This is a genomic window from Marinobacterium arenosum, assembly GCF_019795155.1.
In the GTDB taxonomy this organism is placed as follows: Bacteria; Pseudomonadota; Gammaproteobacteria; order Pseudomonadales; family Balneatricaceae; genus Marinobacterium_C; species Marinobacterium_C arenosum.
The window spans coordinates 26,284-47,561 of sequence record NZ_JAILYN010000035.1 but is presented as its reverse complement, the minus strand read 5'-3'; the positions used below and the strand labels follow the sequence as shown (position 1 = coordinate 47,561).

21 protein-coding genes and 1 riboswitch are annotated in these 21,278 nt (G+C 55.8%); of the genes, 20 read left to right on the top strand and 1 reads right to left on the bottom strand.

Going from position 1 to position 21,278, the window contains the following annotated elements:
• The 18 genes from K6T12_RS15265 to K6T12_RS15180 all read left to right on the top strand — a co-directional run.
• Positions 1 to 1,464: TraG/VirB4 family ATPase (locus tag K6T12_RS15265; protein WP_449288531.1), on the top strand; the 1,464-nt coding region annotated here is incomplete at its 5' end.
• The gene (locus K6T12_RS15260) at positions 1,461 to 2,105 is read left to right on the top strand and encodes a type IV secretion system protein (protein WP_222223736.1); all 645 of its coding nucleotides are present in this window, start codon (positions 1,461 to 1,463) and stop codon (positions 2,103 to 2,105) included. The genes K6T12_RS15265 and K6T12_RS15260, both read left to right, overlap by 4 nt.
• Positions 2,106 to 2,180: 75 nt before the next feature.
• The gene (locus K6T12_RS15255) at positions 2,181 to 3,239 is read left to right on the top strand and encodes a type IV secretion system protein (protein ID WP_222223735.1); all 1,059 of its coding nucleotides are present in this window, start codon (positions 2,181 to 2,183) and stop codon (positions 3,237 to 3,239) included.
• Positions 3,240 to 3,592: 353 nt separating this feature from the next.
• Positions 3,593 to 4,288, top strand: coding sequence for a virB8 family protein (locus tag K6T12_RS15250; protein ID WP_222223734.1), 696 nt, complete (start codon positions 3,593 to 3,595; stop codon positions 4,286 to 4,288).
• Positions 4,260 to 5,129: a P-type conjugative transfer protein VirB9 gene (gene virB9, locus K6T12_RS15245; RefSeq protein ID WP_222223733.1), complete on the top strand. Its 870-nt coding sequence runs from the start codon at positions 4,260 to 4,262 to the stop codon at positions 5,127 to 5,129. Before K6T12_RS15250 ends, virB9 begins: the two co-directional genes overlap by 29 nt.
• Positions 5,126 to 6,319, top strand: coding sequence for a type IV secretion system protein VirB10 (gene virB10, locus K6T12_RS15240; protein WP_222223732.1), 1,194 nt, complete (start codon positions 5,126 to 5,128; stop codon positions 6,317 to 6,319). Before virB9 ends, virB10 begins: the two co-directional genes overlap by 4 nt.
• Entirely contained in the window at positions 6,297 to 7,325 is a 1,029-nt protein-coding gene (gene virB11, locus K6T12_RS15235; RefSeq protein WP_222223731.1) for a P-type DNA transfer ATPase VirB11, read from the top strand. Before virB10 ends, virB11 begins: the two co-directional genes overlap by 23 nt.
• Before the next feature lie 216 nt (positions 7,326 to 7,541).
• The gene (locus K6T12_RS15230) at positions 7,542 to 8,303 is read left to right on the top strand and encodes a TcpQ domain-containing protein (protein WP_222223730.1); all 762 of its coding nucleotides are present in this window, start codon (positions 7,542 to 7,544) and stop codon (positions 8,301 to 8,303) included.
• Positions 8,303 to 8,752: a hypothetical protein gene (locus K6T12_RS15225; RefSeq protein WP_222223729.1), complete on the top strand. Its 450-nt coding sequence runs from the start codon at positions 8,303 to 8,305 to the stop codon at positions 8,750 to 8,752. Before K6T12_RS15230 ends, K6T12_RS15225 begins: the two co-directional genes overlap by 1 nt.
• A gap of 3 nt (positions 8,753 to 8,755) precedes the next feature.
• Positions 8,756 to 10,297, top strand: coding sequence for a hypothetical protein (locus tag K6T12_RS15220; RefSeq protein ID WP_222223728.1), 1,542 nt, complete (start codon positions 8,756 to 8,758; stop codon positions 10,295 to 10,297).
• A gap of 4 nt (positions 10,298 to 10,301) precedes the next feature.
• Positions 10,302 to 11,546 (top strand): hypothetical protein, encoded by a 1,245-nt coding sequence (locus K6T12_RS15215; RefSeq protein WP_222223727.1) that lies wholly within the window; start codon positions 10,302 to 10,304, stop codon positions 11,544 to 11,546.
• Positions 11,533 to 12,033 (top strand): hypothetical protein, encoded by a 501-nt coding sequence (locus K6T12_RS15210; protein ID WP_222223726.1) that lies wholly within the window; start codon positions 11,533 to 11,535, stop codon positions 12,031 to 12,033. The genes K6T12_RS15215 and K6T12_RS15210 overlap by 14 nt, the downstream gene beginning before the upstream one ends.
• A gap of 22 nt (positions 12,034 to 12,055) precedes the next feature.
• Positions 12,056 to 13,735 carry an ATPase, T2SS/T4P/T4SS family gene (locus K6T12_RS15205; protein WP_222223725.1) on the top strand — a complete coding sequence of 560 codons (1,680 nt, stop codon included), beginning with the start codon at positions 12,056 to 12,058 and terminating at the stop codon, positions 13,733 to 13,735.
• A gap of 1 nt (position 13,736) precedes the next feature.
• Positions 13,737 to 14,813 (top strand): type II secretion system F family protein, encoded by a 1,077-nt coding sequence (locus K6T12_RS15200; protein ID WP_222223724.1) that lies wholly within the window; start codon positions 13,737 to 13,739, stop codon positions 14,811 to 14,813.
• A gap of 21 nt (positions 14,814 to 14,834) precedes the next feature.
• Entirely contained in the window at positions 14,835 to 15,389 is a 555-nt protein-coding gene (locus tag K6T12_RS15195; protein ID WP_222223723.1) for a type II secretion system protein, read from the top strand.
• A 17-nt stretch (positions 15,390 to 15,406) separates the two neighbouring features.
• On the top strand, positions 15,407 to 16,582 hold the full coding sequence (locus tag K6T12_RS15190) for a hypothetical protein (RefSeq protein ID WP_222223722.1): 1,176 nt from the start codon (positions 15,407 to 15,409) through the stop codon (positions 16,580 to 16,582).
• A gap of 77 nt (positions 16,583 to 16,659) precedes the next feature.
• Positions 16,660 to 17,349 (top strand): hypothetical protein, encoded by a 690-nt coding sequence (locus tag K6T12_RS15185; protein ID WP_222223721.1) that lies wholly within the window; start codon positions 16,660 to 16,662, stop codon positions 17,347 to 17,349.
• Between the two features lie 79 nt (positions 17,350 to 17,428).
• Positions 17,429 to 18,805, top strand: coding sequence for a DUF4214 domain-containing protein (locus K6T12_RS15180; RefSeq protein WP_222223720.1), 1,377 nt, complete (start codon positions 17,429 to 17,431; stop codon positions 18,803 to 18,805).
• Positions 18,806 to 18,821: 16 nt separating this feature from the next.
• On the opposite strand, the gene K6T12_RS15175 is transcribed toward K6T12_RS15180, so the two are convergent.
• Positions 18,822 to 19,637 carry a ceramidase domain-containing protein gene (locus K6T12_RS15175; RefSeq protein WP_222223719.1) on the bottom strand — a complete coding sequence of 272 codons (816 nt, stop codon included), beginning with the start codon at positions 19,635 to 19,637 and terminating at the stop codon, positions 18,822 to 18,824.
• Positions 19,638 to 19,802: 165 nt separating this feature from the next.
• Positions 19,803 to 19,877, top strand: a riboswitch (cyclic di-GMP riboswitch).
• Between the two features lie 242 nt (positions 19,878 to 20,119).
• On the opposite strand from K6T12_RS15175, the gene K6T12_RS21580 reads away from it, so the two are divergent.
• Both K6T12_RS21580 and K6T12_RS15170 read left to right on the top strand, forming a co-directional pair.
• Positions 20,120 to 20,251, top strand: a complete 132-nt coding sequence (locus tag K6T12_RS21580; protein WP_255611780.1) for a hypothetical protein — start codon at positions 20,120 to 20,122, stop codon at positions 20,249 to 20,251.
• A gap of 74 nt (positions 20,252 to 20,325) precedes the next feature.
• A complete protein-coding gene (locus tag K6T12_RS15170) occupies positions 20,326 to 21,228 on the top strand; it encodes a LysR family transcriptional regulator (protein ID WP_222223718.1) in 903 nt (300 codons plus the stop codon).
• Positions 21,229 to 21,278 lie beyond the last annotated feature (50 nt).

The window sequence follows — 21,278 nt, the reverse complement described above, 5'->3', positions numbered from 1 at the left end:
ACTCTGACCGGCCTGAAGTGCTTTGGCAAACGCCTGGATATCGATTTCGTACTTATCAGCCATGATGTGTCGCTCCCTTTTTCAGTCAAGTGTAGGAAACGACACAGAACTCTGAACACTACCAATTTCAAATATCGTCCCCGGCCAGCTCCCATTACTTCGCGCAATCTGGCCGGATTCGCATCCCTGCACAACTACCCATCGGGGCGTCGTTCCGGCAATCAGTGGGGGCCGGCTGTTACGCTGTTGAAAACGGCCTCTGGCGCACCCTTTTACTTCAACTTCCATGAACCGCTGGATAGGGAGAAGGTAGAATCCACACGCTCCAGTCAGGTGGGAAACGCTGGAAATGACGAGGGACAACCGGACAGTGAGCAACAAAAAGCATTGGCAAATACGGTGATAATAGGCCCTTCCGGATCAGGTAAGACCGTCGTCCAGGCATTTGTCTTGGCCCAAGCTCAGAAATTCAATCCGACATGTGTGGTATTCGACAAGGATCGCGGGCTTGAAATCTTCGTGCGGGCCATGGGCGGTGTGTACTTACCACTGAAAAGCGGCCAAATAACCGGATTCAATCCGTTCCAACTGGAACCGACTGAGCACAATCTGCTATTCCTGCAGGCCCTGATTAAGAAGTTGATTACGGCCGATAATTACCAGCTGAGCGTACGCGAAGAGCATGAGGTCTCTGACGCGGTGAATGCAGTAATGACCGGCCTTCGCAAACCTTCACGACGCTTGCGGGCATTACTGGCCTTTATGGATCAGACCAATTCGGAGGGTGCAGGCGCCCGTCTGAAGCGCTGGTGCGACAGTGGTTCGCTGGCGTGGGTCTTTGATAATGATGAGGATCAGCTCGACTTCGCGGACAGTCGTCTATTCGGCTTTGATATCACCTCTTTTCTGGATAACCCGGAAGTACGCACGCCGATCGTGATGTACCTATTTCATCGGATGGAGGAGTTGATAGACGGTCGACGCTTTATCTGTTTCATGGATGAGTTTTGGAAGATGCTGCTGGATCGTTATTTTGAGGATTTTGCCCAGAACAAACTGAAGGTGATTCGTAAACAGAATGGCTTTCTGGTTATGGGTACTCAAAGTGCCAGGGATGTACTGCGCTCCCCGATCTCGCACTCCATCATTGAGCAGTGTGCGACGATGATATTCATGCCGAACCCGAAAGCAGATCGGCAAGACTACATTGATGGTTTCAAGCTAACGGAGCGGGAGTTTCAGCTAATCAAGCAGGATATTCCCGAGCATTCGCGCAGTTTTCTTATCAAGCAGGGACATAACTCTGTGGTCGCGGAACTGAATTTAAAAGGCTTCGATGACGAACTGGCTGTCCTATCGGGTACGACCGGAACGGTCGATTTACTGAACCGGATCATCGAGAAAGTTGGTGAAGAGCCCATAGTCTGGTTACCGGAGTTTCAAAAGCAAAGGAGAATGCAATGACGAGGGAACAACCAGCGCTGGCGGCGGCATTAGCCGCTGCAATATGGATTGCCAGTCAGGCCTCGGAAGCCACGGCCGGCGGGATTCCGGTGTTTGACGCATCCAACCTGTCCCAACAAGTAAAGCAAGTAATAGAAATGCAGAAGCAACTCGACGCTCTGAATAGACAGGTGGCTGCTGCAGAAGGTACTCGGGATGCATTGAAAGGTGTACGCAACATGGCAGGGATTATTGACACCCTATATGACCTAACTACAACCGTCGACACTCAGGAGGTTCTGTATACTTCCGGTATTCGCTCAGCGGAGCATTACGGATTGCAGGGGGACATGGCCCTCTTTTACCAGGACCAGAACCGGCAAGCCGCGGCCTGGGTTGCCAATTCACAACGGTTTATGGGGCAGGCGAACGATCGCTTCAGCACTCTGCGCACGCTGATAGACAAGATTGATGACTCGCCAGATCCCAAGGACATCATGGACCTGAGTGCACGCATCCAGGCGGAAAGCGTATTTCTTGAGAACGAGTTAGTCCGGCTGCAGATGATGAAGTCCGAGGCTGAGGCCCAGCAGGCCCTGAACCGTCGCCGCGCGACTCAGCTGCGCCTGGAGATGATTAAAGGTAATACAACGCGTTTCTAACCACTGAGAGCAGTCGATGAACTTCGTACGTACGAAGTTCATCTACAGCCTTAATAGCAGCAATCAGGTGCTTCTATGTTCTATACTTTCACCGACTTGTTTGCCAATGTTGACAATTTAACACATGACTACATATTGGTCTCGACCCAGGCTCTGATTACCTGGTTTACTCCAATGTTCCGCAGCCTGTTGATAATTTTCGTGGTCTTTTGGGGTATCGCTCACATCCGCGGTGCTATCCAGGAAACAGTAAAAGACGGAATGTTGAGGGTCATCAAGGTCGGCTTTATCGTAGAGCTTGCTCTAACCGTCGGTCAATATAATAGTTTGGTTGTTGATGCCTTCTATAAAGGGCCGGATCAGATAGCGGAAATAATTGGAGATGCAGCCTCGTCTCTACCTGCACTGGAATCGGAAAGTTCAGAGTCGTCACGCACGATGCTGGATAATATGGCGACTATGGGCTTTAGGTTAGGCCTTAATGCTTGGGAAAAAGGCGCTATTTGGGGGAATGGTGACTTTGGTATGTACTTTGTTGCACTGATTATTTTTGCAGCAATCGCCCTCCTAACTGCTTATGCGGGATACTTGCTGCTAATGTCAAAAATAGCACTGGCTATTTTATTGGCAGTTGGGCCGCTATTCATAGCCATGATCCTATTCGAATCGAGCAAGCGATTTTTTGAGTCTTGGCTTGGCCAAGTTATGAATTTTGGCTTGGTGGCGGTTCTTGCAATTGGTGTGCTGAAGCTCCTGTTGTCTATGTTTAGCACTTACCTCAACAAGCTTACCGAGTCCGGTAATATCGGCTTGGAAGACACAGTCGCGTTGGCGATTTTATCGATTATAAATATCTTGGTGCTTCGCCAAGTGCCGCAAATTTCATCGGCATTGGCAGGTGGTATATCGCTAACGTCACAAGGAGCATTTACCGATTTAGCCCAAAGGTTGGGCGGAGCTACACGGAGGCTAGGGCGAGCTGCAAATGGAATGCGACCAGCAAACGTACAAAAAAGCTATCAGGGCATTAAGCAGGGTGTCAGGGAGGATGCTAAGGCCGCCGTCGTACCCTTCAAAGCTGCCGGGAAAGCTTATCAAAAAGTATTCGGCGGTAACGGTATATCCAAATCATGACCTCTTAGTAGTGGGTAGCCCTACACGGCATACCTAAATGGCGAGTCAATTGCTTATTAATTGAGAGCATATATGGGTGATATTGGTTTTTGGGAGATGGGTTTTGACCGGGTAAAGGAGTGACATGAAACTATCACAATATTCGATCCTGCTACTCGTGTTTAGTTTGGCGGCATGCTCCAACGCGCCGTCAGTTCCTACGTATATGGATGATAAAAGAGGCATGAGGCCCATCAATCCCGGTATGATCCCCATTACAAACAATGGGGGATTTCGATCAATAAACATGGACACTACTCCAAGACTTTATGGTATTCAGGTACAACCATAGGGTGATACGCAAGGACGCTTTCATGACAGATAAAATAAGTGCGGCCGAACTGGAACGCCGATATTTTGATGAAGCAAATGGCTGGGAGCGGGATATAACTACACGCTTAAGGACTTCGGAGAGAAGGGCTTGGCGTATCGCTGTGACCGCCTGCCTGGTAGCCTTCGTCGCTGTTGGTGCAGTGGCAGCTCTCACGCCGTTGAAAAGCGTCGAACCTTTCGTTATCCGAGTTGATCAGAGCACGGGTATTGTCGATATAGTACAAGCGCTTCAAGATGGACAAGCCAACTACGATGAAGTGGTAAACAAGTACTTTCTCAGTAAGTATATTCAGCATCGTGAGCGGTACCTCCCGGAAACCCGCGATTATGATCGTCGTGTTGTAGGGCTGATGTCGGATGCTGCCACCGCTCAGGTATATGCGGAATACACAGACCCTCGCCGCAACCCCTCGGCCCCCATCGCTCTATATGGCGATACTGCTCGGGTAGATGTAAGTATCAAGAACATCAGTTTTATCAGTCCTCAGGTGGCGCTAATTCGGTATACCAAAAAGGTGGAACGAGCGGGCCAGCAATCACCGGCTAGCCACTGGGTAGCTACTGTGCCTTTTACGTATATCCAGGCACCGATTGGAGAGAGTGATCGGTTGGTCAATCCGCTGGGCTTTCAGGTAAGGGATTATCGCAATGACCCCGAAACGGTTCTGGGTGGGTGATTCGATGAGTGGTTACCTGCGAATTGCCAATGCCCTTTGCCTGGGTTTGTTTTTGACTTGCCGGCCAAGCCTGACGGCTGCTCTGGAAGATCCCGAGGGGGGGCCCTACGACGAACGGGTCAAGTTTATCGACTACAACGCGGCAGAAGTGGTGAAGCTGGTCGGTCATTATGGCTACTCAACTCATATTCAGCTGAGTTCGGCCGAAAGCGTGCAGCAGATTGCCATTGGTGATGATGCGGCTTGGCAGGTGGCTCCGGTCAACAATCACATTTTCCTGAAGCCTAAAGCACTAGATGCGCAGACCAATATGACAGTACTGACGGACCGGAGGACCTATAACTTCGAATTGAGTGCGAATTGGGCAGGGGGTGGCGCGAAACCAGAGCCCTCCAATATGTATTTTCAGATTAACTTCCGCTACCCGAAAGAGGAAGCTGATGAAGCCATTCGTAAGGCTGAGAAAGTAGAGCTTCAGGCCGCCTTGAAAACCCCTCCACCTCCGGTGCCGCACAATTGGAACTATTGGGTGCAAGGCTCGGATGAAGTGTCCCCAGTACAGGCCTTCGATGATGGTCGCTTTACCTATTTGGCCTTCCACAACAATCGGGAAATGCCGGCTGTCTACCTTGAACATGAGGACGGTAGTGAAAGCCTGGTCAACAGCCATGTAGAAGGCGATACCTTGGTTGTTCATCGTGTGGCTCCCGTTTTGGTGCTGCGCAAAGGCTCTGCTGTAGCCGGCATTTTCAATAAGTCGTTTGATCCAAACGGATTCAGTAATCCCACCGGCACTACATCACCGGACCTCAAGCGGGTTATCAAGGAAGAAAACAGATGAGTCAGGATGGAGTGAAACGGGATGGTATTGTCGATGGCGAGCGCGGCCTTCCGGCCGTTAATCCCCATCGCCGTGGCCACGCAGGAGTTGGCTCTAGAGTTGCCTTGGTAGCTTTGCTGATCGTGGCGGCTGTTGGTTTGGTTGCCGTGAACGGCGGTTTTAGTGGTGATGAACCAAAGGATGAACAGGGTACCGGCAAAAAGCGTGCTGTGGTGAAAAATAATCTGCCACCATTGCCACCACCTCCGGCCCCTCCAGCATCACTGCACTTTGAATCCCCCCCTGAAACCATATTGCCGGCAATGCCGGTGGCCGGAACTGGCGAAAGGGTGTCACCGCCAAGGTATTATGAAGATGAGAACACAGATGAATCGGCAAATTCAAAGGAACGTAAGCTGGCCGGTTCCCTGTTGGTGTATGGAGCTCCAGGTAACTCCGACAAAGAGGATTTGCTGAGGTTATCCGCAGAAGAGCAAACCCAGCGGATCATTGCGGCGCAAAATCAGTCACCCGGTTCACCCTTCGGCGTGCAAGAGGCATCCGATTTAGATGGTCTGCAACCCAAGTTGCAGCCTGTACGGATATCCGGGAACAGGGCCTCGCTTATGAAACAGCGCAGCTTTTTTATTACTCGCGGAAGCTTTCTGGATTGCGCCTTGGAAACCGCGATCAGTAGCGATCTGGCTGGCATGACCAGTTGTCGTCTTACACGAAATGTCTACAGCACGGATGGCAAGGTGCTGTTACTTGAACGAGGCACCCGGATCACGGGTCAGTATCAGGGGGGCATGGAGCGGGGCCGGGCCAGGATCTTCGTTCTTTGGAATCGGGCCGAAACGCCCAACGGAGTGTTGGTAGAACTGGACTCACCAGGTACCGACCCCCTCGGTCGGTCCGGTCATGAAGGATATCTCGACAACCACTTTTGGGATCGGTTCGGTGGGGCGATCCTGTTAAGCCTGGTTGATGATTTCGGCACATACCTGAGCAACAAGTCACAGGACAAAGAGGGCGATACCATTTCTTTCGATGGTACGCGGGATGCCGCCCAAAATGCCGCCAGCATCGCTTTGGAAAACTCAATCAATATTCCACCCACCCTGTATAAGAACCCAGGGGAGCACATCAGCATTTTCGTTGCCCGCGACTTAGATTTCAGGGGGGTATATGACCTCGAACTTATCAAGTAATTCAGCTCCACTGCTGGAATACCTGGAGCAGTTGCGTCCCTTCCTCCTTGAGTCGCGGAACACCGAGGTGTGCATCAACCAGCCTGGTGAAGTGGTGATTGAGGGGGCCGACGGTTGGAAACATCATGCGGTACCGGAAATCACTTTCGACTATTGTCGACAACTTGCCAAGCTGATAGCGACGTTTTCACAGCAGAGGCTGGATGAGCAGGAGCCGCTGATGTCGGCGACTCTGCCCGGGGGCGAGCGTATCCAGGTGGTGATTCCTCCGGCGACACGCGCAGGCACGGTCAGCTTGACGATCCGCAAGCCGTCCGATGTTCGTATAACGCTGGACGACTATGAAAAGGCCGGCGCCTTTGACGAATGTGTCGACTTTTCAACAGAGCTGTCGTCGACCGAACGAGATCTGTTGGCCCTGAAGAAAAGGCGGCAGTTCCGGGCCTTTCTGGAATTGGCGGTACGGGCCAAGAAAAATATCATTATTTCCGGCTCGACCGGCTCAGGCAAGACCACGTTGATGAAGTCGTTGCTGAGTCTGGTGCCTGAAGGTGAGCGCCTGCTGAGCATCGAGAATGTCGACGAACTGGGGCTATACAAAACACACCCCAATGCGGTCAGTCTGTTTTATAGCGCAGGTGGACAGGGTGTGGCGAACACTACACAGCAGCACTTGCTGGAATGTAGTCTGCGAATGAAGCCTGATCGGATCTTTCTCGCGGAGTTGATCCGAGGAGATGAAGCTTTCTACTACCTTCGCAACGTGAACAGTGGGCACCCCGGATCGATTACCTCGATGCATGCTAACAGCGCGCGGCTTGCCATGGAGCAGTTGGTGTTGTTCCTGAAGGAGTCGGCCAGTGGTCACAGCATGAGCCGGGCGGATATCAAACAGCTGCTATTGATGTGTGTCGATATCATCGTGCAGATCAAGAACGTCGGCGGTCGCCGCATGATCACGGAAATTTTCTATGATCCCGAGTCTCAAAGACGGCAGATGGTTTAAAGAGGGGCTGGGTTGTTGGCTTGTAACTAGCAGATAAAAGGCTTTGTGGTAAGGAGCTCCAAGTAGGAGGGCTCTGATCATCGCCAGACCGTAAATGAATGATCAATGGATTGAGTATAGATTGCGGAAACGGGGGCACGGAGACGGACACCATGCTTATGGTTGCCCCTCATCATACGTTGCCGCTTTAAGTTTCCAACATGGACGGAAGCAAAAATGAAGGGAAGGCTGATCAGTTTCGGTATCACATTGTTTGCCTCAACACTTATTGAGGCTAGCGCGGAGATACCGGTCATACTGCCCGTTGCCGAAGGTGATATCGGGCGCCCTGGTTTTGTTTATATCGGGAGCGGTAATGAAGCCGCAGAGCACGGTAGTATCAAACTGCGGCCCTTTGGTGAATATCGCCAGATCCCTTACGAAATCAGGTTTAATGTTAGCAAGCAAGCTATCTGTTCGAACTCCAAGACGCCTGTGGTCACACTCTGGGCGGGTTATGCCACTGTGCCGGCGGCGGTCGATGCGAATACTTCTGAATACCATGGATATCTGAATCCCGATATCGCTACAGAAAAGACCCGTCTTTACCACGCGACTCGGCAACTCGAACGCAGGCGATCGTACACTAAGGTGGTCGATATACGATGCTTGGCGAACATCGTGGCAACACCGGAGACGGCTCCGGATTCGGCCCAGCGGACTGCGCCAGTGCCGGCAGCGACAAGGGCCTGGCCGCTTGAGGTCGGCGACAACCTGCAACAGAAGATCGAGCACTGGGCGAAAGAGGAAGGCTGGTTCCTGGTCTGGCGCGCTCAGGACGCCGACTTCATCGTGCAGGGCCCGATGCGTGTCGAGGCTAAGAATTTCGAAGGCGCCATTCAATACCTTTTCAAAGCTCTGCCGCCTGGTATCGGACTCAAGTATGAGACCCGTGCAAACCAGGCCCCACCGTATCTAATCGTGTACAAGGACGTGTAATGAACATCATCCCCGCCTTATTAATGGCAGTGCCGTTGGCGCTGGCCGCTTTGACCGGCTGCACGGGTATGCCGGCCGACATGGATGTGGCGGTTAAGGAAAAGCCGTACCTTCCTGTCAAAGAAGTGCCGAGGGCTAGCCCACAGGTGCTGGCCGAGAGGGTCAAGTCGACTTCGGCATCCATGGAAGCGCCGGTTCCGTCACGTCCCAAGGTGAACTGCCAGGTCTTTCCGGGTTCGTTGAAACACAACCTGGAGCAGATTGCCCGAGATAACAGCGGCACTTTGGTGTGGCTGGCACAGGGGGACCTGATGGTTGATCTGGCGGCGGAAATTACGGCGGAGTCTTACCATGATTGCGTTTCTATCATTGTGACCGCCTTCCAGAAGGAGGGCGCCACGATCAGCGCAATCGAGCGTGACAATGCGATCCTGATAAGGGAGCGATAGACGATGAATAAAGACTTCCGGCTGTTGCTGATCGCTGTCGCATTGTTTGTGATCGGCTGCACTCCGATCCAGAAAAAGGTCCATCAGCAACACAGCATTGTGCAAGAGGATACCGATGCCACCCGCCAGCATGCCCCTCAGGCGGATATTGGCTTGGTGCGTGAGGCCGGGCTTTATTTGGGTCGCGGTCAGCTTCGCGCCGATAAGCCATTGATCCTGAAGCGTCAGCTCGGTGGGCCTGGTCTGCAGGCGATCGAGCCCAAGACCGTAGTGGAGTTTGCGGCGCAATTATCCGCCTACATTGAGATGAAGGTGGATATAGCGGCGGACGTGTACGAAATTCGGGGCGATAGCGGTAGCACGACGGCTGTCACCGACTCTACCGGTAGCAGCACGGCTATTGCCGTAAGCGCTGTTACCCGTTCAACGGGTGATCAAACTTTTCCATCCGCGGTTCGCTACCGTTTCGCATCGTCGGAAATGGTGGAAGCTGTGCTGGATTCGATAACCAGTCAGTTCGGGTTGTCTTGGCGGTACCTCGATGCGCAAAAAAGTTTTGAAATCTTTCGTTATGAAACTGCGGTACTGGATCTGCCGATTCCGAACACCGACCGTGACCTGGAAATGAACATCGACTCGACGGTGCTCAAGACGACACTTAAATCCATCGATCAGCTACGGCATTCCATCCTGACCGGAGTCGCGGCGCTGGCCACGAACGAGGCGAAAATCGAGCTTACCGAAGCAGGTACGCTGCTGGTCAGTGACCGACCGGCCAATGTTTCAGCCATCCGCCGTTATATAGAGGATGAACGCAAGCGGATCATGCGCCAGGCACTGCTGAAAGTCCGCCTCTATACCTATGATTCAAGTGAGTCCTCGGAACTCGGCCTGGACTGGGATGCGGTTTTTAACGACGGCGAGACGCAACTGAATGTATCCGGTCCCGGCACAGGCATTGTCAGTGCCATCTCTGGCGGGATCGCCGTTATCAATCCGACCAGCAAGTTTGCCGGCTCCCGTGTTGACTTCGATGCCCTGGCAGAAGAGAACGGACTGTCCGTTGAGTACGCCAATGACTTGCTGACCCTGTCCGGGCGGGCGGTCACTCTGTCCCAGGCGCGCAGGATCGCATACCTGAAGTCCGTGACCGGCTCGAGCTCGGCATCCTCGGACTTGGTGCAATCCACCCTGGAGCCGGGAGAGATCGATACCGGCCTGTCGCTCTACCTCCATCCATTCGTGACCGGGGACGACATCGTATTGACGCTGGGTCTAACCCTGACCTCGCTGATCGACCTGCCGTCGGAGGTCAGCGGCAATAACCGTATCACCACGCCGGAAACTGCCAATCGGTCGACCTCCCAAGTGGTCAGGCTTCGCAATGGTGGGGCCATGGCTATGACTGGTTTCCATGTTGTGACCGCCGAATCGACCGAAACCGGCGTGGCATCTCCGGCTTTCAAGGCCCTGGGTGGCAACAGCCAGGCAATGCTTGAACGCCGTCGGGCTGTGCTGGTCATCACAGCTGACATTGTGGAGTAGGCTGATGATCCTTGCATCGCATATTGAGGAGGTGAATGGCCGTCTCTTCGCTCTGGGGGCCATCAAACCTTGGAGTGAGCGAGTCAGCCGTAATCCGCGTCCGCCACGTTATATCCGGTTGCGTAGCGCGCGGATTGGCAAGGCCAAGGGGGTCTACGCCGTGCCTGAACGTGTTGCCCGAGTGGAGGTGTATTCCCTGGCGGCGCTTCTGGTTCTTGCCTGCGGCGGCGATGGAGCCAGCCACAGTGCTTCGCTGAGAAATGCCCTGATTCTGGTTCAACTGTCGAACGACCAGGTTTGGTATGCGTTGATCAAAGATGGCGAATTGCAGGCTGGTAGCGACATCCTTCACGCGACCTCGACAGAATCGGACCGAGAGATGTGGCGCAATCGGCTGGCCGAAGCGAAGCAGCTGGTGCCGGAGGACAGCGTATACATGTTTGACAACGTTGCCGGTTTGGTCGACGGCCTGACCGGCGTCGCGGGCGGTGACCTGGAACAGCAACTTCTGCAGTCTGCGAGGCTTTGCGGAAGCGGCGGCATGCCCCGGAAGCGCCAATTGCTTTTGGGGGCTATTGGTTCAGTGGTCATTGGCGCCGTTGTTGCGTTCTATCTGAACCTGCAGCCGGTCCATACCGAAGAGCGTGCCGCGCGTTTGGCCCAGGCGCGTTCCCTGTATAGCAGTGCGGTTGCCGACTACTACCGTACTATTCCCAGCATCCAGGGCGGAGCCTTCCTGCAGCGTGCACTGAGCGTCCCGATCAATAAGCTTGGTGCGGATCTGGCATCCATTAGCTGCAACTACAGTCAATGCAGGGTGATCTATTCAACCGAGCATGCACGACTTGTTTCACCGGTCATCAGGTGGGCGCAATTGCTTGATGCTCAGGCATCTTACGACTCGACGTCCGGAATACTGTCATTGAATTTCGATGCCTCGATTCCGCAGTCGCCCCCGGCCATCCCGCATCTGGATCCCCAACAAGCCCAGCTCGTCTGGGCGGACCTTCGTGCGGCATTGAAACCGCTGGGTGGGATAACGGTTTCCGCAACCGACCCTGCACCGGCGCCAGGCGCACTCGACTCGGGCGAGACGCTGAAGACCGGTAGTTGGGAAGTGGCAAGCGTGCCCTTTAAATACGCCCTGGCGGTCATTGACGGGTTGCATCGGGCCCCCGGGGCCGGCATCAGCTATATGCGCCTCTCCGGCGAGTTTCTAACCTTGGGGGGAACCTATGCAATTCAATGAAAAACTGAGCTGCTTGGCACTGGGCCTGGCGATGATCGGCGATCAGGCCGTCGCAGAGAAAACCGCCTGGGACCTGGTTGTTAAATCGTCGGAAACGGCGTACTGGCAGGCCTCGAAGGAAGCTGTCAGTGCTGAACTGGAATATGTGAAGGCTAGCAAAGCGCTGAAAAGGCAAGGCCAGGCCTTGCCGTCCCAGGCCGTTCTTCGCGAGCAGCTGGAAGCACTCGGCTTCCGGTTCGAAGGTGATCGTGTGGTGACGCCGGCGGAGGGATACCTACCGGTGAAAACAGTCCGGCCGGCCCCGGTATTTCGCTGGAAACGGGTAGCGCTCGGACAGACTGCCGGCCAGCCCTATGTGGAACTCAGGCGGCAGGGCACCGGTGAGATCAGGACGCTTATGCATGGTGACAGCATCGATGGCTGGACCGTCTCAATCCGAAACGCCTTGGTGACAGTCGTTAAAAACGGAATCCGAAAAACGCTCTGAACACGTCATCAGGAGGGAACCTGTGACTAACTTTTTTGCACCTGTTGCTAACCTTGGTCAGCAACAACTGACGGCCACTGCAAGCGGATATCAGGCGCCGGACGGGGCTCACCGTCTGTTGCCGGAAATGCTTTCAGTATTCGATGTGGTATCCCTGGCAAAGTGGCTTTCGGTCTCGTCTCGTCAACTGCCTCCGTTGAAAGATTTTCTGATCATGCTCGACAAGGATAATGTCGTCCGCATTTTCGGTATCAGGGACAAGGATGAAAAGGGTTATGAATCGGCAGGCCTCGCATTGGCCGAGTTCATCAGGGGACTGGGCAAGCAGGCCCGCACGGAATGGCTCGGCCCCAATACGTTCCGGGATCTCAACACCCTGAAAACGGAAATCTCGGCCCCATCCGGTGACGACGACAGCCCGGATATCGCACGGCTGTATGTCAGCATCCTGAAGCGTGCGGTACAGCTGAACGCGTCGGATATCCATATCATCATGATCAATGGCTTCGCCTATCTGCAGTTTCGGGTCAACGGACAACTGGTGACCGATGCCCAGCCCCGCACCGCCGAGGCGATCCGCGCGCTCTGCCGGCATGTTTATCATCATCGGGCGGATAACACCGGCTCACATTGGGAACCCCATATAGGCGCCAACTGCGTCGATAGCGTAGAGATCGAAGGCGTTATGACGCAATGGCGCTTTCACAGCTGGCCGAACGAGGACAGAAAACACGCCCATGTGGTATTTCGCCGAAATTCTATTCCCAACAAGGCTTCGTTCCTCGATATCTCTCACTGGGAAGATTACTCAGAGACAAAGCTGATCGGCGAGTTGCGTTGCTTGGGCTATGCGGAGCAGCACTGCCATCAGCTGCTGCGGATGTTTTCCGCCCCAAGTGGCGGGATCTTTATCGGCGGTAAAACCTGCTCGGGGAAAACCACCTTGCTGGATACCGTGTTGTCGGGAGTGGTGGCGTTGAGTGATTTCCAACGCCTGACCATCTGTGTCGAAGATGTTCCTGAGCTGAATATCCCGCGCGCCATCCGCACACCAGTCAACCTGGATATCGAGGGCGGCTATGGCTTCAGCGATGCGATCAAATCAGCCCTGCGCCGCAACGCGGATATCTGTGTGGTCGGCGAGATCCGTGATGCGGACTCGGGGCCGGCGGTCGAGCGCGGCATCCTGACCGATCATCTGGTGCCGGCCTCGGTGCACGTGAACGATCTGCTGTCGATGTTCGACCGGCTGGACGATCTGGGCGTTTCCCGCGCCTTCCTCTCGTCGTCGCGCCGCGCGGCCGGCTTCATCTGGCAGAAACTGCTGCCCACGCTTTGCGATCACTGTAAGCAGCCGGTCGACCCGCACTCCGCTATTGCCGGCCGCCTGCTCGATCGTGGCCTGTCCCTCGACGGGATTTATACCCGTAATCGGTCCGGTTGCGAGAAATGTCAGGGCATCCCTCCCGGCCGGATCGTTGCCGCCGAGATCATGGATGCGCCAAACGCGGCGATGCGGCGTGCGATTGCCGAGCGTGACGAACAGCGGTTGCTGGAACTCTGGCAACAGCGGGCCAAGGATCGCCAGGACCCGGTCGGCGTTCGCGCTCTGGACCATGCGCTTGAACATGTGAAAGCGGGTCGGGTCTGCCCGCTGGTGGTCGAAGCCGAACTGCAGCGTCTGGACATGGATGATCTCTGAGATGATGCACCACCTGGAACGGTTAAGACATCTCTGGGAACGTTGGCAATACGGTCTCGACTGCCGACAGCGATTCTATGAAAGCTTGGCGGATCTGCTCGATTCGAAGACCGGTGCCCTGGACGCGATGAAAGAGATGACGGCGGAGTACCGGCGTCACGGTATCGATAATGTCGATGCCCGGTTCGTGCTCGCGATCTCATCTGCCATGGCGGATGGCTACACCATCACCGATGCGCTGTCGTCCTATGTGCCGAATAACGAAGTTATGGTGATCTCGGCGGGGCGGGAAGGCGGTCAGCTAGCCAAGGGGCTGCGTGATGCGGCGGAAACGACCCGGCATTTGGGCCGGGTGCGCCGCTCCATATTCAGGCGTTCAATGAAGCCGACGGCATTTTACTGCCTGGGCTTGCTGATATTGATCGGCGGTCACCAGCTGCTGACGTTCTACACCCAATTCCTACCGGTAGCGCGCTGGGATCAACTGTCACGCAATTTTTACTATTTCGGTGCTTTTGTCATCGAGTATGGGGTTGTGCTGCTTGGGTTGCTGCTCCTGCTGCTGCTGTTGATGCGCTATCTGATCATTGGCGTACCGCAATCCGGGCTACTGGCAGTCGCGTACGACCGCTATCGACCGCTGGCCGACAAGCTGCCGCCCTGGTCGATCTATCGGGTGCTCAATGCTTTCGCCTTCTTGGCCAGCTTCGCTGCGCTGCAGCGCAATCGGTTGGCACCGCAGGATGCCCTGGAAGTGCTCTATGAGCAGTCGTCCGATTACCTTCGCCAACACATCGAATGCATGCTCAAGGCGATCGAGCAGGGGGAATCGCCCGGCGAAGCCATCACCGCTACGGGATTGCTAGAAACCAAGCAGCAGATGAGCCTGCGGATCGTCTCCCGTACATCGGGCTTCGCATCGGCCATCGAGCGGATCTCCGGTGACAACTTGCAGAGCGTCGAAGACCAGCTTAACCGGGCTTTTGCCGTCTACAACCTGTTCGGCTGGCTCTTTGTCGGCTGCATGATCGCCTGGGCAGCACTAACCCAGATGTCCGTCTCACTTTCGATTACTTGAATAACATGGAGTGAATGCAACATGAAAAACAACAAGGAACAGGGCTTTACCATTATCGAAATATCGATCGTGCTGGCGATCATGGCGGTGCTCGTCGCCGGTATCTGGTCGGCACTTGCCGGCAAGAACGACAGCGCGCGGGCGGAAAGCTTTGCCGACGAACTGGTGCAGACGGCTGCCAACTTGCAGCAGCGCCATTCGACCCAGCCGGCCGCCAGCCGCTATACCGGTATCACTCTGGCCAATACGACGCCGGCGATCACCGAGTCCCTGCGTAACTCGATCAGCGGCACCACGATCGTGCTGGAGTGGGGCGCTACGGTGACATTGGGCCCGACGTCCATCACTGGTGGCTCCGGCAATACCAATTTCATGTTTACGCTGAGTGGCCTGCCGCGAGCGCAGTGCGAAGCGATGCTGAACGTTATGGCCCAGCCCGCATTCACGGTGTTGTCCGGCGCTACCGGGACCACAAGCGTACGCTCGCGCTCCACGAATGACCCGCTGTCCGTGGCCGACATCGGCTCTGTTTGCAGCGCAGATAGCGCAACCAACGCCTTCCGTGCCGTGTACTGATTCAGGAGAGCGCGGCGATGGTCTACGCTACGATGATCCTGTTGGCGATCTCACTGGCGACAGCGTCGTTTATCAAGTTGCAGCAACGAGATCTGGAACGGGATTTCGCTGCCAATGCGGCAGTCCATTTCGCGCAGTACAGCCAGGCCGCCGCCAGCCGGATGTTTGAAATGGGCAGCCAGTTCACTGTCGCAGCGGGCTACGCCGGCGGCGCTCCACCGGCGGCGGGGGCGCTATGGCTGAAGAATCCGGCCGCCTGTGCGATTGGCGGCATTCCAACGCTGCCGAACGACGAGGCCGGCAACCCGGTCGACGACTCGTTCGTCCCCTGTGACTTCGATGACCAGAACATCTACGGCCACAGCTATACGACCAGCTGGACCACGGTCTACCCGGGCACCCGGATGACCATCCAGCTGGGACCGGTGCCGTTCACTATCAACGGTGAGCGCCGGGACGATCTTGGCGGCCTGATTGCCATCAAGGCGCAGGCGCTGTCGAATGCCGGCCTGGGGGATTCGACGCTCGATGTCCTGTTGCGCTACGACTTCAACCCGACGACCGGCGCCCTGACGGCAACGATCGACCGCACCAGCCCGTTCGCCGTCGATCCTCATCTACGTATCGACGGCAGTAATATGATGGATGCGGCGGCACCGATCCGCTGGGCCAGCGGCCTGGCGATTACGCCGAACGGCACTGCTATGGAGCTGTCAGCACCGGGAGGAATAACCGTCCAGAACGACGCCACCTTCAATGGCGATGTAGAGGTGGCCACCGGCGATGTGACCGTCACCGCCGGTGACCTGATCCTTTCGGCCGGTACCGCCACGATGGTCGACGGACAGCTGACCGGGGTGCAGATCGATGGCGCCTTCAATGCCGTGCTGTCGCATGCGGTCTACGATCAGCGTATCAACCGCAGTGGTGACACCGTTAACAAGCCGACCTGTCCGTCCGGCTCCACTCCGCAGATCTTCGTCGCCGCCGCTTCGGTGCCAACCGGGGAGGGGATGATGATCGTCGACAGCTCAGGGGTATCGCGTTCGGGCAGTATCCAGCGCTTCCGCACCAGCGCCGACGACCTGGGCAGCCAGTGGCAGGTCTGGGCCGAGGTGTATCTGGATAGCACCGGTTGGATCAAGCTCCACTCCAGCGAAGGTGACCTGCGCTCTTCAATTAAATGTACTTAGGGGAAATACAAGGAATTCAAGGAATAAAAGATCTGGAAGAAATTAAAAGGATTTAAAAGAAATAAACAGGAGGTTTTATGTTTGTCAGATCTATTACCCTCGCCATGTCGGTTAGTTTTTCTATACCGGCGGTGGCGGTCGAATTGACGGATTCTTCAGAAAACAGCCAAGACTCGATAGCTATGCCTTGGATGACCGGTATCCGCGATTCGACAGGCGTCGCCAACGTCGGTTCGGCGATGCTCGAATGGGAGGTCGGATCCTGGGGCGGCTGTTCAGCCCGACGCAAAAGCTGCGGCACATCACGGGGCTCAAGAAGCCGTTCGGTCACCTGTAAGGCTTATCACCTGGACGGCGTAACCGTCTCGACCCAGCCAACCAGCATCTGTCAGGCAGCTGCATCGGCGATCGGCTCGATGCCGAGCACCTCGAAGAGCTGTAGCCGGAGCTTCGGCTCCTGCAGTCCACCAAGCCCGCCGGCCAGCAGTGGCTCCTCCAGCTCCGGATCTGGCTCCAGTGGCTGCCCTGCGGGTGACGCACTGTGCAATAAATACGTCGAAGTCTTTGAGCGTAACCCGTTCGAAACCAACGACACGAGCGGTTACAACTGGTGGACAAACGAAATCGAAAAATCGAAAAGCAAAGACCAAACCACGGAACAGTACGTAAATAGTAAGGTGTTTAGGACTGCGTTTATTAACGGCGCCCAGGGGGAAAAAGACTGTGCGGTAATGAATCGAAAAGAGATACAAACACCCGGCTGCTAAGAAAATATTGTCAACATGTTGAGTAGACATATTAACACCTTAATACAGCGCTATTGAAACAATCCCCAAGGGAATTGACATGATTGCATTTGAAAACTTTTACATACCCTATTCGGAAGACATCAGCGGAATTCAATTCTACAACAGCTACTACGGCCGAGAGTTTGGCGGTGTAAGTGACGGCTACGTTACATTTCCCAACTTGTTCCTTAAGGATGAAAATTTTGTTATCAGCGGACTTCACTTCGACGGGGATTTAATTACCTTCCACGACCACATTGACAGTCTTTCAGCTGAAGAACTGGAGGACTACCAGCAGTGGACCGACAACGATGCTCCGCCCTACCCGGCACAGGCCGACGCCGAAAGCGTGGTTGCCAAGTGGTCGGCGGTCGCGCCCTCGGCGAATTACGCCGCGATGGCAGTTCGCTTCGCCGACGACGCCGTCACCAGCGCGGCGATCAAGGAGACGCTGTGGATCGAGGAGTGGGGCCGCTTGGCCGCATACGTGGCCAAGACTCACGCGCCGGAGTGGGGCAGCGATACCGCGCTGCTGACCGGCTTCTACACCGAGGGGGTCGGCAGTATCAGCTCGATGCTGGAACCGTACCACGATCAGCCGGATGTCCAGGCCGCCTACGCCGAATCGGCGCTGTTCCTGACGCTTAGCGAAGCGCAGAAGGACCAGTACATCATGATGACGCTGGACGACCGGTTCAAAATGCTGTTCGTCGAGCAGTCGAACTGGGACAGCTATTTGGCGGACAACCAGCACTACAGCCAGCTGAGCAACGCATTTACCAACATGGTCCCGTCCGACGATCCGGACGTGACCGGCGACGAGTACGTGGTCAGGGCATGGGGCGAAGCGCCCGCGGCGCTGACCGAGATCGGTCAGCAGCTGCAGGCCAACGGGGTCAATGGCGTCCAGTGGTTCCTGGACGTCCTGGACGAGTACCAGGGCCAGAAGTTGTACGCCGACCTGAACGACGATATCGACCCGATCGTCCGTATGTACGATGCGATGATGGGGCGGATGCCGGACCGGGGCGGTGTGCAGTTCTGGATCAACGAGTACAAGAACGGCACTTCGCTGCAGAGCATCGGTGAATCTTTCGCCAACTCGGCCGAGTTTTTCGAACTGGAAGGTGACGCCAGCAACGAGTCGGTGCTGACCGCGCTGTACCAGAACGTACTGGGCCGCGAACCGGACGAAGAGGGTTACCAATGGTGGCTGGATACCATGAACAACGGTGAATCCCTCGGCGGCGTGATTGTCGGCTTTACTGAGTCGGCCGAATACAAGGCGGCCAGCGAAGTGGCCGTCGAAGCCACTAAAGTGAACCTGTTCGGCCCGAATCTGCGTGATGTCGTCAATAACTACGGGGACTATGGCTTCGAGCAGCATGAAGCGGTTGGTGTTTCCGTCACTCCTGAATTGTTCTTCTTATATTGATTATGGGGCGCCGATCCTATTGTGTACCGCCCTCACTGGCAGGAATTGGCCGCCGATGCCGCAACGTCCAGAGCAGTCCATAGACGGCGCCGGCCATTAAAAGGTGCTTCAGGCTATGGCCGCTGATCAGCGATTGGCTCCAGTCGTCGATCGGTCGGTCCAGCAGTTCGCAGAGCTTGGCCAGCAGATAGACCAGCATCGCCAGGCCCAGGGTCCACTGATGGCTGTAGCGCCAGCGGTAGAGCAGCAGGATCAGTACCAGCAACAGGGTCGCCAGCGTCTGCAGCAGCAGATAGAGCCGCAGATCGCCGTGACTGGCCCGCTCGGTGCTTATCCATAGCAGCACGCTGATCGCGCCCAGTGCCGTCAGCGGCCAAAACAACCCGCGTCCCGCCGCCGTATTAATAAACTCGCCAACAAGTATGCTGAGCAGGGCCATCAATGCCATTGCGATGCCGAGCCGGTCGATCACCAGGGTCTCGTTATTCGGTGCCAGGTGATAGTGGATAGAGCCCACCCCTGTAATTAGCACGGCCGCAAAGAATAGACGGTAGTGGAACCTGAAGGGGCCAATCATCTGCGAGCGCCGCTGGTTGCGCAGCTGCCAGATTCCCGCCAGTGCGACGGCTATCAGCGGCAGGTTGGACAAGACGTTAAGGTTATTGGGAATGCCCAATAAAGTTCGTTGATCGGCGAAGTCGTGATAGCTCAGCGGTTGGGCGATCGGTGGCAGTAACCAGGTGACCACGGCGGCCAGCAGGCTGAGCGAGATCAATAAAGTGGCGCGCCAGGATCGCCATTGGCGCGGCTGAGATGGCGGCTCGATGGGCATATGTTCAGCATAGCCTCGGGATTCGCGGGCAGGCGCTTTCTTTATAACTAAACAAACGATTGTTTTATTTCAAATCCGTCTAAATAAATGACCTGTTTGGTCGTTAAACTCTATATCCGGTTCGCATAAGTGGTGCTCACGCGGCGAACCCCACATTCGATCCTCTCTCGATAAAGGCAAACCCCGGGCAACCGGGCGACGCAAAGTCACGGATCCCACCGGGATGGCCGGGCCACCGAAGGAGAGCAGCGTCAGGGAACGGCGGTAGGAGGATCTTTTCCTGAGTTTACTCATGGGAGGTCATTATGAACCGTTGGTCCCGGGTGTTGGCTGGTAGCTCCCTGCTATTGCTGGCCGGATTACCACTACAGACACTAGCTGATGCTTTGCCTGCTGCAATCCAACAGTCTGCAAATTCCACATATCACGTATCCTTGCCTCATTGTGCGCCAGATGAATGCCCGGCAGCGGTGGAGCAGGGGATGCTGCGGTTGGTGATGGACGAGGAGCCGGAGCAGGTCACCGAGCAGCAACAGGCTCAAGCCAATGCAACCCTGGCCCGGCAGCAGTTCTACCGCCGTCTGGTGCTGCTGATGAGTATCGCCGGCCGCTGACAACGGGCCGGCTTGTCGCCGCAGGCCGTGGCTGGTACAACAGGGCTTCCGTTTTCAGCCCGGTGCCATCGCCAATGTCCCTGCGTCATCTGCGTACCCTGGTCGAAGTCGAGCAACAGGGCTCCTTTGTCGCCGCCGCCGACTGCCTCGGCCTGACCCAGTCGGCGGTCAGCCAGCAGATCCGCGCACTGGAGGAACTGCTCGGCGTGACCCTGTTCGACCGCAGTGGCCGCAGCCCGGTGCTGAACAGCGATGGCCGTGAAGCCTGTGCCCGCGCCCGGCAGCTGCTGCAACAGTATGACAACCTGTCCGATGGACTGGGGCCGGCGGCGGGCCAACGGGGTAGCCTGGCGATTGGTGCGATTTACACCGTGCAGGAAGGAGCTCTGGCGCCGGTTTTGGCGCAGATGCGAGGTCAATTTCCACAGTTGGTGTTCAAGGTGTTTCGCGGCATGTCGGCCGATCTGGGGCGACGGGTCGAGGAGGGCGAACTGGATGCGGTGATCATGACCGGCCCGCCACAACACCTGGCCAGTCACTGCGAATGGCAGCCGCTGGATAGCGAACCCTTTTACCTGATCGTGCCGGCCGACAGTCCACAGCTGAGCGCAGGCGAGCTACTCGGCACGCTTCCCTATATACGGTTCGATCGTCGGGCTTGGGCCGGCACCATGATCGACACCGAATTGCGGGCCCAGGGGATACAGCTTAACGAGCTGATACAGCTGGATTCGCTGCAGGCGGCATTGCGGATGGTCGAGCATGGGCTCGGCGTTACCATCATGCCGCTGAACCGCAAGTTTATTACCGATGTCTCGGCTCGCTTCCGGTTGCTGCCGTTCGGCGAGCCGCAACTGACCCGCCAGATCGGCTTTTATCAACGTCGCGAACATAACCGCCGTCAATTGACCGAGCCGCTGCTGCAGGCGATGCAGGCGTATTACAGCAGTGAAGTTGATGAAAAACTCCTTAATTAATTCTTACTTATAGCGTTATAAAAGATAAATTTTATTAATGTTTCGAGGGC

Bases quoted from the DNA above. Each gene is read 5' to 3' on its own strand.
- K6T12_RS21580 (WP_255611780.1), top strand. From the start codon at position 20,120: ATGCTGCGGTTGGTGATGGACGAGGAGCCGGAGCAGGTCACCGAGCAG.
- K6T12_RS15215 (WP_222223727.1), top strand. From the start codon at position 10,302: ATGATCCTTGCATCGCATATTGAGGAGGTGAATGGCCGTCTCTTCGCT.
- K6T12_RS15170 (WP_222223718.1), top strand. From the start codon at position 20,326: ATGTCCCTGCGTCATCTGCGTACCCTGGTCGAAGTCGAGCAACAGGGC.
- K6T12_RS15195 (WP_222223723.1), top strand. From the start codon at position 14,835: ATGAAAAACAACAAGGAACAGGGCTTTACCATTATCGAAATATCGATC.
- virB10 (WP_222223732.1), top strand. From the start codon at position 5,126: ATGAGTCAGGATGGAGTGAAACGGGATGGTATTGTCGATGGCGAGCGC.
- K6T12_RS15255 (WP_222223735.1), top strand. From the start codon at position 2,181: ATGTTCTATACTTTCACCGACTTGTTTGCCAATGTTGACAATTTAACA.
- K6T12_RS15250 (WP_222223734.1), top strand. From the start codon at position 3,593: ATGACAGATAAAATAAGTGCGGCCGAACTGGAACGCCGATATTTTGAT.
- K6T12_RS15220 (WP_222223728.1), top strand. From the start codon at position 8,756: ATGAATAAAGACTTCCGGCTGTTGCTGATCGCTGTCGCATTGTTTGTG.
- virB9 (WP_222223733.1), top strand. From the start codon at position 4,260: ATGACCCCGAAACGGTTCTGGGTGGGTGATTCGATGAGTGGTTACCTG.
- K6T12_RS15180 (WP_222223720.1), top strand. From the start codon at position 17,429: ATGATTGCATTTGAAAACTTTTACATACCCTATTCGGAAGACATCAGC.
- K6T12_RS15225 (WP_222223729.1), top strand. From the start codon at position 8,303: ATGAACATCATCCCCGCCTTATTAATGGCAGTGCCGTTGGCGCTGGCC.
- K6T12_RS15200 (WP_222223724.1), top strand. From the start codon at position 13,737: ATGATGCACCACCTGGAACGGTTAAGACATCTCTGGGAACGTTGGCAA.
- K6T12_RS15175 (WP_222223719.1), bottom strand. From the start codon at position 19,637: ATGCCCATCGAGCCGCCATCTCAGCCGCGCCAATGGCGATCCTGGCGC.
- K6T12_RS15185 (WP_222223721.1), top strand. From the start codon at position 16,660: ATGTTTGTCAGATCTATTACCCTCGCCATGTCGGTTAGTTTTTCTATA.
- K6T12_RS15260 (WP_222223736.1), top strand. From the start codon at position 1,461: ATGACGAGGGAACAACCAGCGCTGGCGGCGGCATTAGCCGCTGCAATA.
- K6T12_RS15230 (WP_222223730.1), top strand. From the start codon at position 7,542: ATGAAGGGAAGGCTGATCAGTTTCGGTATCACATTGTTTGCCTCAACA.
- virB11 (WP_222223731.1), top strand. From the start codon at position 6,297: ATGACCTCGAACTTATCAAGTAATTCAGCTCCACTGCTGGAATACCTG.
- K6T12_RS15190 (WP_222223722.1), top strand. From the start codon at position 15,407: ATGGTCTACGCTACGATGATCCTGTTGGCGATCTCACTGGCGACAGCG.
- K6T12_RS15210 (WP_222223726.1), top strand. From the start codon at position 11,533: ATGCAATTCAATGAAAAACTGAGCTGCTTGGCACTGGGCCTGGCGATG.